The 14,676-nt window shown below is 53.8% G+C and carries 9 protein-coding genes and 3 tRNA genes; all 12 read left to right on the top strand.

Annotated features, from left to right (window positions below):
* The first annotated feature begins 3 nt into the window (after positions 1-3).
* The 12 genes from KB449_RS16185 to KB449_RS16130 all read left to right on the top strand — a co-directional run bounded on the left by KB449_RS16185 (position 4) and on the right by KB449_RS16130 (position 14,616).
* Entirely contained in the window at positions 4-2,898 is a 2,895-nt protein-coding gene (locus tag KB449_RS16185; RefSeq protein ID WP_282909361.1) for an ABC transporter permease, read from the top strand.
* A 3-nt stretch (positions 2,899-2,901) separates the two neighbouring features.
* The gene (locus tag KB449_RS16180) at positions 2,902-3,789 is read left to right on the top strand and encodes an ABC transporter ATP-binding protein (RefSeq protein WP_282909360.1); all 888 of its coding nucleotides are present in this window, start codon (positions 2,902-2,904) and stop codon (positions 3,787-3,789) included.
* On the top strand, positions 3,786-5,336 hold the full coding sequence (locus tag KB449_RS16175; protein WP_282909359.1) for an extracellular solute-binding protein: 1,551 nt from the start codon (positions 3,786-3,788) through the stop codon (positions 5,334-5,336). The genes KB449_RS16180 and KB449_RS16175 overlap by 4 nt, the downstream gene beginning before the upstream one ends.
* Positions 5,337-5,495: 159 nt before the next feature.
* Positions 5,496-7,058 carry an ABC transporter substrate-binding protein gene (locus KB449_RS16170; protein WP_282909358.1) on the top strand — a complete coding sequence of 521 codons (1,563 nt, stop codon included), beginning with the start codon at positions 5,496-5,498 and terminating at the stop codon, positions 7,056-7,058.
* A gap of 95 nt (positions 7,059-7,153) precedes the next feature.
* Positions 7,154-7,318, top strand: coding sequence for a hypothetical protein (locus KB449_RS16165; protein WP_177244241.1), 165 nt, complete (start codon positions 7,154-7,156; stop codon positions 7,316-7,318).
* A 131-nt stretch (positions 7,319-7,449) separates the two neighbouring features.
* On the top strand, positions 7,450-7,641 hold the full coding sequence (locus tag KB449_RS16160; protein WP_282909357.1) for a YycC family protein: 192 nt from the start codon (positions 7,450-7,452) through the stop codon (positions 7,639-7,641).
* Positions 7,642-7,721: 80 nt separating this feature from the next.
* A tRNA-Met gene (locus KB449_RS16155) sits at positions 7,722-7,798 on the top strand.
* Positions 7,799-7,827: 29 nt separating this feature from the next.
* A tRNA-Ile gene (locus KB449_RS16150) sits at positions 7,828-7,903 on the top strand.
* Positions 7,904-7,938: 35 nt separating this feature from the next.
* Positions 7,939-8,027: transfer RNA gene (locus KB449_RS16145), tRNA-Leu, on the top strand.
* 406 nt (positions 8,028-8,433) lie between these two features.
* Positions 8,434-10,242: a sensor histidine kinase gene (locus tag KB449_RS36510; protein WP_282909356.1), complete on the top strand. Its 1,809-nt coding sequence runs from the start codon at positions 8,434-8,436 to the stop codon at positions 10,240-10,242.
* Positions 10,226-11,728, top strand: coding sequence for a response regulator transcription factor (locus KB449_RS16135; RefSeq protein WP_282909355.1), 1,503 nt, complete (start codon positions 10,226-10,228; stop codon positions 11,726-11,728). The genes KB449_RS36510 and KB449_RS16135 overlap by 17 nt, the downstream gene beginning before the upstream one ends.
* A 92-nt stretch (positions 11,729-11,820) precedes the next feature.
* Complete coding sequence (locus KB449_RS16130) at positions 11,821-14,616, top strand: 3-keto-alpha-glucoside-1,2-lyase-like domain-containing protein (RefSeq protein WP_282909354.1); 2,796 nt, start codon at positions 11,821-11,823, stop codon at positions 14,614-14,616.
* Positions 14,617-14,676 lie beyond the last annotated feature (60 nt).

The raw sequence follows: 14,676 nt of genomic DNA, 5'->3' as shown, positions 1-14,676 counted from the left end.
GCTATGGCGCTCATCCGGTTTTTATTTCGCAAAATGTGGAACACCCGCTGGCTTACGATCAGCACGCTGGCGGGGCTGCTCGTGGCCGTCGCCTTCACGACCAGCATCCCGATGTACGCGGACGGCGCGCTCAAGCGCGTCGTCGCGAGCTCGCTGAAGGAGAATAGCGAAGGACTGCCGGCAGGGTCGCTACTTTTCCGCTACCAATCGAGCGACGGCAAGACCGACCCGGCGAACTTCGCCGCGGTCGACCGCTATATTAAGGAAGACGTGCCTTCGCGCGTGGGCTTCCCCAAGGATGCCGATCAGCGGAGCCTGTCGATCCGTTCGGCGGAGGTGCAGCCCGAGGATCCGGGCAAGGTCGACGCGAGCCGCACACGCAAGATGACGATCGCGGCTTTCAGCGGCCTCAAGGATCAAGTCGAGACGGCCGGCGGCAAGTGGTTCGCGGACCGGGCCGGTTCGGACGGCACGCTTCAGGCGGTCATGATGGAGGAGGCGATGCTTCGGCTCGACCTGCACGTCGGCGACGTGCTCCTGTATCCGATCTACGGCGGCCTGAACGTCACGCTGCGCGTCGAGATCGTCGGCAGCTTCAAACCGAAGGCGGATTCGGCCGCGTATTGGTACCAGGGACTCGATACACTGCTCGGCACGCTGTTCATCGCGGAGCCCGCCATGCTGGAGGATCTGGTGGCGCAGCAGAAGATTCCGCTGCAAATCGCGGCCTGGTATTCCGCCTACGACCTGCGGAATATCCAGACGAGTCAGTTGACGCCGCTCGCCCATACGCTCTCGCGTGCGGACATCGAATCCAATCAGCTGCTCAAGGATACCCAGGTAGTCATCTCATTCGCCGACATGCTTAGCGAATTCCGCAAGCAGAGCGTGCAGCTGCAGACGATGCTGTTCACGCTCGCGGCGCCGATGATCGCGATGGTGTTCTACTTCATTACGATGAACGCGCAGCAGTCGCTCGAAAAGCAGCGCTCCGACATCGCGGTGCTGCGAAGCCGGGGGGCGGGAACGCGGCAGATATTCCTGCTCTTCCTGCTCGAGGGCGTCCTGCTTGGCGTCGTGGCGCTCGTCGCGGGACCGTTCATCGGCTGGTACATGGCCAAAAGCATCGGCTCGGCGAGCGGATTCCTCGAATTCGTCAACCGCAAGTCGATCCCGGTCGGCTTCTCGACCGACAGCGTGCTGGCTGGCGCGGCCGCCGTCGTCGTCGCGATCGGGGCGGCCGTCATCCCGGCGCTCGTCTTCACCCGCACGTCGATCGTCGACTACAAGCGCAAGATGGCGCGAGGCGACCGCAGGCCATTCTGGCAGCGCTGGTTTCTCGACGTCGTGCTCGTCGGCGTGGCGGCTTACGGCTGGTACCTGTTCAACGAACGGCAGATGATTTCGTTCAAGACGGGCATGACGACAGACCAGCTGAACGTGCAGCCGTTTTTGTTTTTCGTGCCGGCGATCAGCATATTCGCGGCGGGGCTCGTATTCCTGAGGCTGTTCCCGCTGCTGCTGGCGCTGTTCGGCTGGCTGGGGCGCTCGTTCCTGCCCGTGTCGCTCTACTTGACGCTGACGCAGCTGTCGCGGTCCGCCAAGTCTTACTACCCGCTCATGATCCTGCTCATTCTGACGCTCGGCCTCGGCGTATACAACGCATCGGCGGCCCGCACGATCGGGCTCAATTCGGAGGAGCGCATCCTCTACAAGCACGGCGCGGACGTCGTCGTCTCGGCTGCCTGGGAAGGCAACGCCGAAGTGTCTCAGCCCTCCGGCGGCTCTGGCGGCGGCTCCGGCGGAGGAAGCGGCGGCGGTGGCTCGGGAGGCGGTTCCGGCGGCGGAGGTTCGGGCGGAGGTTCTGGCGGCGGCCAATCGCGCCCGGTGCCGTCCAAGATCAACTACAACGAGCCGCCGTTCGAGACATTCCGGCATCTGCCCGGCGTGGTCCATGCAGCCCGCGTGCTGCAAGCGAAGGCGAGCCTGACGGTAGCGGATCGGACCGCAGGCCAGGCAACCGTCGTCGGCATCGACAACGTCGATTTCGCCCGGGTAGCCTGGTTCCGCAAGGACCTGTATCCGGCAGGCTTCTACAAGTACTTGGCCGTCATGGGCAGATCGGCGGGTTATGCGCTCGTTTCCAGCAACCTGGCCAAAAAGTACAACCTGAAGCCTGGCGACCAGATCGACGCGATCCTGCAGGATCAGAAGATTCCGTTCATCATCGCGGCGTCGCTGCCCTACTGGCCGGCGCAGTACCCGGACGAATCCCCGTTCCTGGTCGCGAACCTGGATTACCTGTACGACAATATGCCGCTCATGCCTTACGACGTCTGGCTCAAGATGGAGCCCGACGCCAAGACGGCGCCGCTCATCCCGGCGCTGCAGGAGAAGGGCGTGGAGATCGCGTCGATCTCCGACGCGCGCAGCGACCTGATCGCGCAGAGCAAGCATCCGGCCCGGGGCGGCGTGTTCGGCATCCTCAGCCTCGGATTCATGGTCACGATCATCGTCACGCTGTCCGGTTACATCCTGTACTGGTTCTTTAACCTGTCGGGACGGATCGTGCAGATCGGCATCCTGCGCGCGATGGGATTGTCCCGGCGCCAGCTGACCGGCATGCTGCTGCTCGAGCAGGTATTCACGGCCGGATTGTCGATCGGACTCGGAATCGGCATCGGCAAGCTTGCGAGCCTGCTGTTCCTGCCGTTCCTGCAGACAACGGACAACACGGCCGGACAAGTGCCGCCGTTCCGCGTCATTTTCGAGCAGACGGACACCTATCGCCTGTATATCGTCGTCGGCTTCATGATGCTGATCGGCGTACTGATGCTGGTCACCCATATCCGCCGCTTGCGCGTCCATCAGGCCGTCAAGCTGGGAGAGGAGCGCTAATCCATGATCGATTGCGAAGGACTCGTGAAAATTTACAAGACCGACGATCTGGAGGTCGTCGCCCTGCAAGGGCTCAACCTGTCCGTCAAGGACGGCGAGATGATGGCGATCATCGGCAACAGCGGCAGCGGGAAGTCGACGCTGCTCAACATCCTGGGCGGCTTGGACCGGCCGTCCGCCGGCCAGGTGCGGGTTGGACCCTGGGATCTGCTCAAGGTTACCGACCATGATCTGGTGAAGTACAAGCGCGAGACGGTCGGCTTCATCTGGCAGAACAACGCACGCAATCTGCTGCCGTACTTGTCGGCGCTCGAGAACGTGGAGATGCCGATGATGTTTAACGGCAAGGTCGACCGGGTTTACGCCAAGCAGCTGCTGGAGTGGGTCGGCCTCAAGGACCGGATGCATAACAAGCTGACGCAGCTTTCGGGCGGGGAGCAGCAGCGGGTCGCGATCGCGATCTCGCTGTCCAATCGCCCGAAAATGCTGCTCGCCGACGAGCCGACGGGCTCGGTCGACTCGCGGACGTCCGATATCATCATGGACATCTTCCGCAAGTTCAACCGCGAGCTGGGCCTGACGATCGTCATCGTTACGCACGATCTGTCGCTGGCCGGCAAGGTCGACCGCGTCGTCGCGATTCGCGACGGACTGACGAGCACCGAGTTCATCAAGCGCAATCCGAATTTGGACGGCGCGCCGCCGCTTAACGGCGTAGGCGTGAACGACGACGTCCACGAAGCGTTCGTCGTCGTCGACCGCGTCGGACGGCTGCAGGTGCCCAAGGAATATTTGAAGCAGCTTGAGATCGGCGACAAGGCAACGATGGAGTTCGACGGAGACAAGATCGTCATCCGCGCACCCAAATCAAACGAGGGGGAATCCGCATGATGGACCAAAGAAAGAGAACAGTTAGACGTGTCGTGGCCGGCGGCCTGACGCTAAGCTTGCTCGTGCCGCTGCTGGCGGCTTGCAACGACAAGAACGAGGACGATCCGAACAATCGCCGTACGCTGCGTATCGGAATGATGTACGGCAGCTCGCAGGACGAATCGTATTATCGCCAGCAGTACACCGATCTTTTCGAATATACGCATAAAAATATCGATATCGAGCTCGTTCCCGCGATCGACTGGACGGAGCAGCAATTCGAGCAGCCCGACAAGCAGCAAAACGTCGACCAGCTCGCAAAAGTTAAAGAAATCATGACGGGCGCGAACCCGGTCGACGTCATGATCGTCGACTCGACGGCGATGCTGAGCCAGCTCGTCCAGGAAAACATGCTCAAGCCGCTCGATCCGCTCATCAAGGAAGACAAGATCGATCTGACCGATTACGTGCCATCGGTCATCGACGGCATCAAACAGGTCGGCGACAACCAACTGTATGCGCTGACGCCGACGTTCGTGCCTTCGGCGCTGTTCTACAACAAGACGCTGTTCCAGAAAAACAACATAGAGCCGCCGCATGACGGCATGAGCTGGGATGATGTGATCACGCTGGCCAAGCGCTTCGGAGACGGCAAGGGGGGCAAGGACGCGACGTTCGGCTTCTCCTTCAACCAATGGGGAGCGAGCGACGGCTTCTCCGACATGACGCAGTATGCCGCGCCGCTGGGCCTGCGCGTATACGATGAGAAAGGCGAAAAAATGCTCGTAAACACGCCGCAATGGGAAAAGGTATGGACGACGATCTCCGATTTGTACAAAAAGCACGTCGTACCGACCCAGGAAGACATGCAGAAGATTTACGAGGCCCAGAACAAAGAAGTCGCCGGCGGCGACGGCAACCAGGTCTACAACCCGTACCAGAACCAGCTCTTCTTCTCCGGCAAGATGGCGATGGTGCTCGGTCAGTATTACATGCTGAACGACCTTGAGACCTACAACAAAAACTATGAAAAGCTGAAGATGACGAAGCTCGACTGGGATGTCGTGACGGTGCCGCAATTTATCAACGAAGCGCCGGGCATCGGCACGAACATTACGCTGAGCGCGCTCACGAGCATCAACGCGAAGGCCGCCAACCCGGACGATGCCTGGGCGTTCGTCAAGTTCATGAACGGCGAAGACTGGGCGAAGCTCAAGTCCCGCAGCAGCTACGAAATGACGGCCCGCAAGTCGTTTATCAAGCCGCGCGACGGCATGAACTATAACATCAACGCGTTCACGCAGCTCCAGCCGGCACCGCAGCAATCGCTTGCCGATGCCAAGCTGCTGCAGGAGCGTCCGAACCTGAACTTCATCAATCAGCTGGGCAGCAGCGAATTCCAGCAGGTGCTGAGCGGTAAGCTGTCCGTCAAGCAAGCGCTCAAAGAATACGAGGAAAAAGGGAACGACATGCTGCAAAAGATCAAACTGAACCCGAAGGGGCAGTTCGATCCGGGCATCGGCGGCGACGTCTACGGCGGCGGCGGCGTGGTCAGGCCGCTGGACTGATTGATATGAACTTCTAAAATATCTTTTACTACGACTTCGCTTTCCATCATGATTTGCCAACTTTGCGCGATCAGTCATCCATGAGCTGATCGCGCTTTTTTTTGCCCTTAAGCGGAAGATATTACCGCTTGAGGAAAACGGAAGGGGGACGATTCAAGGATGAATAAATTAAACAAAAGTTGGGGCTATGTGTTGGCATCGCTTTTGGTCGCCGTGCCCGTGCTTGCCGCCTGCACAGACAGTACGGAGAGCCAAGACAAGGAACGCAGAACGCTGCGAATCGGCATGTTGTACGGGAGCAAGGAAAGCGAATCGTATTATCGGCAGCAGATGACCGATATGTTCGAGGTGGAGCACGGCAATATCGACATCGAGTTCGTATACGGCACCGATTATTCCGATATGCAGTTCGCGACGGAGGAGGAGCGCAAAAAGCAGCAGCAGCAGGATCCGCAAGAAAACCTGCGCGCGGTTATGTCCGGCGATAACCCCGTGGACGTGGTGATGACCGACATCGGTTCGATGAAAAAGCTGGCGTCGGACAATTTGCTGAAACCGCTCGACGATTATATCAAGCAGGACAAAATGGATTTATCCGACTTTTTGCCGGCCGTCATCGACACGATCAAGGCGCAGGGAGAGGGCCGCATTTACGGTCTGTCGCCGACTTTTTCAAGCAATGCTATCTTTTATAACAAAAAGCTGTTCGCGAATGCGAAGGTAGAGCCGCCAAGAGACGGCATGACGTGGAACGAGCTGTTTGCCTTGGCCCAGTCGATGAAAAGCGGCAAAGACAAGGATGCGGTGTACGGATTCGCTTTTAACAACTACGGCGGCGGGCTCAGCATGTATGACGCCCAATCCACGGTCGCGAGCTTCTCGCAAATGAGGATGTTCGATACGACCGGGGAGAAGATGACCGTCCATACGAAGACATGGGCCGATGCATGGTCCAAACCGATCCAGCTCTATAAAGACAAAGTCATCCCGCATGCCGAAGACATGCAGCAGTCGGCTTCCATGGCGTCATCCGACGGAAGCTACGCATACAACCCGTATCAAGGGAACGGATTCATCGGCGGCAAGATCGCGATGGTCGTCGGCGGCTATTATATGGTGAACGAGCTGATTAACTTCAATAAAAACGTGAGCAAAATGAAAAACGCCCAAGCGCTCGAATGGGACGTCGTGTCCATGCCGCAACTCGACAGCGGAGGCTCGAACGGCGTGTATCTGGGCAATCTGGCTTCGATCAATGCGAAAAGCGTCAATCCGGACGATGCCTGGGCTTTTATCAAGCACATGAACAGCGAGGAAGTGGCGAAGTTCAAGGCAAGAAGCCAGGGAGAGCTCAGCGTGCGTCAGAAGTTCATTCAGCCGAAGGATGGCGCGAACTATCGGATCGAGGCGTTTACCAATGTCAAAGTAAATACCGATGAGCTCGGCGACGCCGACCAAGCGTTGTACCGCGAGCGTCCGAATCTCAATCTCATCTCCGAGCTCGGCGGCTATCTGTTCCAGGAGGCGGCCGAGGGCAAAAAGACGGTCGACGAGGCGCTGGCCGAGTGGGACAGCAAGGGCAACGAGCTGCTGCAGAAAATCAAGTTGAATCCGACGGGAGATTTGTCCTCGGAGCTGCAGACCTACAGGGATGCGGCGCAATCCGGCATGAAAAATAGATTGCGGGCGGCCGCAGGGGAGGCAGTGGCAATCGAAGAATAAGAAGGTGCCTTCCGACCCGGCCGTCGGGGTTAAATCGTTTCCTATTCGAGCATCCTATACCCATAACGACCACATTCCGGAGGGACGGATAAGGGATGAAATGGGTGTACTGGTCGCGGCTCTACGATAGCAAATTCCAGGCGGGTTGCCTCGTCCGCCGCATCGAGAACGACGGCTGGCTGTTCGGCGTCGAGATGCCGCGGGAAGTAGAAGTGTACCGTTCGAGAAAAGGGAAGTTCGGCGTCCGGTACATGCCGTAATCGTGTTCAGAAGGACCTGCAGCAGCCTACGGTTGCGGCGGGTCCTCTTGTTATGGTATCGTCGACGGAGGAGATAAGCGGCCCGACGACCGCTTATTGCGACATCCTATTTGTGACGGGAGGGGAAGCAGATGAGAAGAATGCCGTTGTCCGCGGATACCGCGCAGAAGCTTGCCGCTCATTTGAAGGTGCCGCTGGAGCATCTGATGCATATGCCGCAGCATATCTTGATTCAGAAGCTGGCGGAAATGGCGGAAAAAGAAGCCGGAGCCGCCGCGGAGGCTGCTCAAGAAGAAAATGAGGAAAAAAAACAAAAAGAATAGCGATTTTTCCTTGACGGTTTATCCGTCTATGCGGTATATTAATTCTTGTCGCCATTGAGGGACACTTGATCGTTTAACGACGCGGGGTGGAGCAGCCCGGTAGCTCGTCGGGCTCATAACCCGAAGGCCGCAGGTTCAAATCCTGCCCCCGCAACCAATTTTAGCTTCCTCGTAGGATCATGACGAGGGCCCTTAGCTCAGTGGTTAGAGCTGTCGGCTCATAACCGATTGGTCGGGGGTTCGAGTCCCTCAGGGCCCACCACAGCGAGGAACGGTCAAGCGCCCGTATCCATCCATGCCGGGGTGGCGGAATTGGCAGACGCACAGGACTTAAAATCCTGCGATGGGTGACCATCGTACGGGTTCGACCCCCGTCCTCGGCACCACTAACATCAAGAATATCAAGGGATTTCAGCTCTAGCGGCTGGAATCTTTTTTCGTTTACGGAGCTGTATTGACAACATTTTGCTATAAAACCAATTCAGACCATATATTTCACCCCGTATAAAGCGATAGACTTCCGACAATTTTCCCTCAACAGAAGATAGTGCATATTTTAATGAATATAGTATTGAATTAATGCGGAGCGTATTTAAAGCTAAGTCTTCGGAAGAGGGAGTTGAGTCACCGCTCGGGGATCGCCCACTCCCCGTTCTCGGAACCTTTTATTTTCGACACATAATCACAAGCGTTCTCAGCTAAATTATACATGGGAGACCCAACATAAATATGATAGGATGGAGGCGATAAATGGTTCGGTTCTTACCTCATGACTGATAGGCGGAGGCAATCGTGTTCAGGCAGATCATCTCCTACACCCAGAAATATAGATTGAGTTACCGTATGATCGTGACGAATATTTGCATCGCCGTATTGCCCATTATCCTGTTAGGATCGGTGGGTTATTTTTCGTACATCCACATGATGAAACAGAATGCGCTCGACGGAATTGATCGGTTCGTTATTCAAACCAACAATCGATTTGACGAGTATTTTGGCCGGATGGATCTGCTGTCTAAGTCCATCTTCTATAATCGAAACGTGCAGCAAATCATGCTGGAGAACCTATCTTGGCAGGAATCCGATGCTCTGCTTAGAAACTTAAACGCGTACATGTCATTGGACCCGACGATCAAGGGCGTCGGTATGATCAACTTCGAAGATTTTCGAATTGTCTCTACGGGGCAGCTCATGACCGAAGAGATGCTGAATTATATTCGGAGGAAGCAGCAATCCAACCTGGTAAAGTCCCAGATCCAAATCTCGCCTCCTCTCGAAACGATAAAAGAAGAGAAGAGGTTGCTCGCTTTCAGGCAAATCAAATCCGTCCAGCAGAACAGTTATTTGCAAGGTCTATACATCGGGGTCATGCAGCTTGATATCGAATGGATACGTCAAATTCTGCAAACGGGGAATTGGAATGATAAAGCGTATCTTTATATCGTGAATGAGAACGGAGATTTGATCGGTTCCTCGACGAACCAGCTTGAATATTCGAAGATCCAAGCTCTCTCCGCGTTAATAAAGGACGAGAAAGTTTCCAATATCCGAATCGATCAAACGAAATACTTGTATAGATCGATTCCAATCCAGAGTTTAGGCTGGAAGTTCATTGCCCTGATCAATACGGATAAGCTAGTTGAAAGAGCGACGGTTATCCCCTATACCTTAATCGCGGCGATCGTCTTGATGATCTTTATCGTGATTCTTGTCGTCGTATCGTTTAATTTCCGATTGACGCATCCGATTACCAAAATGGCGGATGCGTTCGATAGCGCGGCGAGCGGCGACTTCGACGCAAAGTTGAGATTCGGTTATAAGAACGAGATCACCGTCATCCAAGACCACTACAATAACATGCTGGATCAGATCAAGAAGCTGACGGAGCATTTACTACAGTCGCAGCAGCAACTTCACGAGACGGAGATGGACAAGCAACTCTATCAACTAAATGGCCTGCAGAGTCAGATCAATGCTCATTTTCTATATAACGTCCTTCATTCGATTCGGGGAATGTCTTTGTCCAATGCCAAAAGAGAAGTGGCCGCGGCAATCGACAATCTCGTTTCTTATTTCCGATACATTACCCGTACCGACGAATATGTACTTCTGTTCAAAGAGCTGGAGCATCTGGATACGTACATCGACATTCAGAAAATCAGGTTCGGCGAACGGCTGCAATTCAAAATATCCATGGATCCCGCGCTCAAGAGTCAATACATCGTGAAGCTGATTTTGCAACCTCTTGTAGAGAACTCGTTATTCCATGGTCTTGAGGGAAAAAGCGGGCGATGGATGATTAAGATTCACGCCAATAGGACGGATGCGGATGACGAAATTCTGATCAAGGTAATGGATAACGGGTTGGGAATGAACGAGGAGAAACTGGCGAGTTTGAATGCCACGCTTGCCGGCGAATCGACTTCAACGTCCGAGAGCGGCAATCTGGGGCAAGGAATCGGTTTAGTCAATATTCATAAGAGAATCCAAATCTATTACGGCGAGACATACGGTTTAACGATAAAGAGTTGGCAAGACAGAGGGACCGTCGTGACGATTAAAGTTCCGCTCAGCATCAGGGAGGATGACAGTCATGCATAACGTATTACTTGTAGACGACGAACCTTGGATATTGAAAGACATGGAAAGAATTATCGATTGGGACGAATCCGGGTTCCGTATAGTAGCGAAGGTTAATGACGCAAACGCGGCCGAGAGTCTGATAAAACGCCAACGTATAGACGTCTTGATCAGCGATATCCGAATGCCGGGTAAGAGCGGGCTTGATCTCTTGGGGTTCGTCAACCGGGTATCTCCCGACACGTTAGTTGTGTTCATGAGCGCCTATAGCGAGTTTTCTTATGCGAAGCAAGCGCTCGAGAAGGGCTGTTTTCACTATTTGCTCAAGCCGGTTAACGTCGGAGAGCTTCAGATGACGTTAGACAGATGTCAGCTGCGGCTGGCAGAGAAGGATAAAGAACGGAATGCCCGAAGGGTCGCCGATCAGACGATGAAGTTCCTGGAAGGAATCGAAAGGGATTCGACGATTCGGTGCATGGTCGACACGTTCGAGCCATTCGGATTGCCGTTTAAAGAGCATTCTCGCTTTATGTTCGCGACTGTAAAGAGCAGTTCCGCAATAGGGGACGAAGAGCTTAATCCTTTTCATTCTATGCTTCGAAATTACGGCTACTCCTACTGGAGCGGGCGATTCAGTCCATCCAAATGGAGTTATTTAGTAGGCGTTCCGAAGGTTACTCCAAACGTTTATAAAAGCATATACAAGGATATCGTGCGCGTTTTTAAAGAGCGCGGATGGGATGTCGGATTAAGTTCATGGAGCGATTCGAACGGAAGGGCTGGCCGATTGTATCATCAATCGAATATGATGGCCGATACGTCGACATTGAATAACAAAATCGGCCTATACCGTTATCGCGTCCAAGTAAATGCCGACGTGCCGGCGCTGAGAGAGCGGATTGGCAAGGCATCGAGGTTGGAGCATTTGGAGGCGGCATTAATTGACGTCCATAGAGGGATCGATGCGGGACGCGTTCATCTCAGCGGGCTTGCCGAGCTCTATAATCTCTTCGTCTCGGTAATTGCGAACTTGTCTTCGCGCGATGTTGATTCCATGGATTCTAATACGACGCAAGACCTCGTTCTCAATTACGGGAATCCGCACGATTTGCTGGAAGATATCGCGATGATGATCGCGGAGCAAAAGAAGAAGCCGGACGATTCGAATGCACAGCTAATCGTCGAGGAGATTACGAGAGAATTGGACCGCCTCTATGCTCATCGCATCTCCCTGAGGGATCTGGCGCAGAAATACTTTATCAGTCCGAATTATTTGAGCCATCTGTTTAAGCAGGAGAAAGGATTAAGTTTTATTAATTATTTGATTCAAAAAAGGCTGGACGCGGCCATTGCTTTACTTGAGAAAGACATCTCGCTCTATGAAGTGGCGCGGATGGTCGGTTACGACGATTATGCCCACTTCAGCAAATTGTTCAAGAAGCATGTCGGACAATCCCCAGTCGATTACAAACAACGCAAGTTACGACATGCAGCAAAAGCGGATTAACACATCGAAAATGAAAAGAGAGTATGGCACGATTTGTGTAAGCGGTTCCAATATATTCGAATCCAGCTTACTCATTTAAGGGAGGAATTCATTTGTTGCAAAGATATGGTTTGATTCTCCTTTCTTTGGCGCTTGTCTGTAGTTCATTCTTCTCCTCAGAGAAATCGTATGCCTCGACGGCAACGACCTATTACGTCAGTTTCTCTTCCGGCAGCGATAGCAATAACGGCACGAGCTCCGCATCGCCGTGGAAGACGTTGGACAAAGTATCGACTTTTACGTTTAATCCCGGCGATCAGATCCTGTTGAAGTCAGGGGATACTTGGAATGAGAATATTTATTTGCACGGTTCGGGAACATCGCTCCAGCCGATTATGATTTCTTCTTATGGAAGCGGGAACAAGCCATTGATTCGATCCTCAGCGCAAGCCGTTGTTAGCCTGCAGAATGAAGGCGGATGGATAATCTCCGGCTTGGATATCGAGTGCACGACGACGAATCCGTTAGTAAATTCGCAGCCGATCAACCGCGGTATTGTCGTCTCCTATAACAGCGAGGGCACCTGGTCTAACCTGGTCATCGAGGGGAATCGGGTGCGCGGACCGGGGATTAACAGCAACTCGGAAGGAATATTGATCTCCGCGGAGTATCCGACCGGGAAGCATAACGAGGTTGCGAGGAATATCGTGATCCGCGATAACGAGATTTATAATCTGGGCTGGAGAGCAATCGGTACGGGGGGATGGGATACCGCCCTGTCCGATAACTTAAAGAGTTCAGCTTTATTTTACAACGTGAAAGTATTGAACAATACGGCCTATCAGCTCGGCAATCAAGGGATCGTCATCGGTAACAGCAATCATGGCTCGATTAAATGGAATGTCGTTCACGACGGAGGGCAGTACACGGGAACGGGAGTTACATGGGGGCCGGGAGGAATTTGGCCCGTGGCGAGCTCTTACATGGATGTCATGTTTAATGAAGTCTATAACATGTCCGATAGCAACACGGGGTTTGACGGATCGGGATTAAACATCGATTGGTCGAACGAGTATATCAATCTGCAATATAATTACGCTCACGATAATAAAGGCAACGGAATTACGACGATGGCAAACATCAACTCTCGCATAACGAACAACATCGTGAAGGGGAACCGGGGGGAAAGTTCGATCGGAGTCGGACAAATCGCAATAAGCGATTTTACGGTCGATACGGGCAGATATTCGGGCACAAAAAATTTGGTAGTAGAGAATAATTTAATCGTCGTAAATAAAGGGAATACAAGCGCAATTAACAGCAGCGACTCTTCGACAGGCGATGACTGGTCGGGCAACATTGTTCGCAATAATCAGATCGTTCTTGCGAACGGAGTAGCCGGCACGAAATCGTATGTGATCGGTACGGGAGCCGGAATAGATACGATTAATTCGAACCGAATATACAGCGGAAGCGGCACAGCATTCGAGGCTTCGAGGTTTGGTACGGGGTATTCCTCTCTTGCGGCTTGGCGAACCGCGACGGGATTGGACATGGATACCGTTCTCTCCGTTCTGGATACGACAGCCCCGACGGCACCTTCCGGGGGAGCCGCGGCTTGGAACGGCGGGCTTAACGGGATCTCCCTTAACTGGAGCGGGGCAACGGATTCAGGATCGGGATTAAGCCACTACAATATCTATCGTTCGACGAGCTCGTCCTTCGTTCCCTCTTATCGCAATATGGTCGGCGAGGCGGAGACGGCAAGCTTCGTCGATAAGCAAGAGCTTCAGAGCGGAACGACTTATTACTATAAGATCGAGGCTGAGGATAGGAACGGTAACGGGAGCACGGGGTATGCCACCGCTAATGCAACAAGCGGCACAGTAGTCGTCGCGCCAAAGAAATACGATGCTTCCAAGGATTTCGGAATCATCGCCCAAGGGCCGGTATGGGAGTACGAGAAGGGAGCCGGAAGCACGTACACGAAGCTGAACGGTACTTATGCGCCTTGGAGAATGTGGAGGGATGGAACCGCTTATTTGGGAGTAGGGGAGAACGTCCAAGCGCCGGATGGCAACGATGCTATCCGAACGTGGATCGCTCCTGAAGACGGGCAAATTGCTCTTAATGCGGCCAGTGCCATACAAATATTCAATTCGGGTTCCGGGGCGGACGGCGTACGGGTAAAAGTCATGAAGAACAATACCCAAATATGGCCTTCAAGCGGCTGGCAAACGGTTGTTTACGGTGCTCCCGTATCGTCGCCGAATATGACGCTTAACGTCGTCAAAGGCGATAAAATCCGCTTCGTGGCGAATCAGAACGGCAACGGGTTATATGATACGGTGTTATGGGATCCTTCCGTGCAGTATCTGCAAACCAATCTTCTGCATGATGATTTTGAACTCGGTGCGGCAGGAAGATGGTCGGCCCTATCGGGAAGTTGGTCCGTCGTGACCGACGGCGCCAGTCAGAAATTGAAGCAGACTGGGAATGCGGCAGGTTTATCAACGGCCGGAAGTGCCTCATGGAGCAATTATAGGATGATAAGCGATGTAAAGATAACGAGCTCAGGTAGCGGAGGAGGGTTCGCGAACTTGATTTTCCGGTTAAAGGATGCGAATAACAAATACTTCGTTTATCTGAGCGATACGCAGGGGCTGGCCATTAAGAAGACGGTCGCCGGCGTTCAGACCGAGCTGGCATCCAAAGCTGTTGCGATCGGCTTAAACACGACCTATCACGTCGAAGTCGTCGTAAGCGGCAATCAAATCGAGCTCTATGTCGACAACATTCTTCAACTAAGCGCGGCAGACGGAGCGGTTACGTTCACCAAAGGACAGATCGGATTGGAAACCTATCAAGCAACCGTCTTGTTCGATAACGTTCAGGTGATCGAGCTTTAGCACAGATCGAAAAACGCCTAGCCGCGCGCGAGGCGTTTTTGCTTGCGATCCAACATCGTA

This window comes from Cohnella hashimotonis (assembly GCF_030014955.1).
Lineage (GTDB): Bacteria > Bacillota > Bacilli > Paenibacillales > Paenibacillaceae > Cohnella > Cohnella hashimotonis.
This window is presented reverse-complemented; position numbering and strand designations above follow the sequence as displayed.

Coding starts and splice junctions, on each gene's coding strand:
- KB449_RS16185 (WP_282909361.1), top strand. CDS start 4: ATGGCGCTCATCCGGTTTTTATTTCGCAAAATGTGGAACACCCGCTGG.
- KB449_RS16180 (WP_282909360.1), top strand. CDS start 2,902: ATGATCGATTGCGAAGGACTCGTGAAAATTTACAAGACCGACGATCTG.
- KB449_RS16175 (WP_282909359.1), top strand. CDS start 3,786: ATGATGGACCAAAGAAAGAGAACAGTTAGACGTGTCGTGGCCGGCGGC.
- KB449_RS16170 (WP_282909358.1), top strand. CDS start 5,496: ATGAATAAATTAAACAAAAGTTGGGGCTATGTGTTGGCATCGCTTTTG.
- KB449_RS16165 (WP_177244241.1), top strand. CDS start 7,154: ATGAAATGGGTGTACTGGTCGCGGCTCTACGATAGCAAATTCCAGGCG.
- KB449_RS16160 (WP_282909357.1), top strand. CDS start 7,450: ATGAGAAGAATGCCGTTGTCCGCGGATACCGCGCAGAAGCTTGCCGCT.
- KB449_RS16135 (WP_282909355.1), top strand. CDS start 10,226: ATGACAGTCATGCATAACGTATTACTTGTAGACGACGAACCTTGGATA.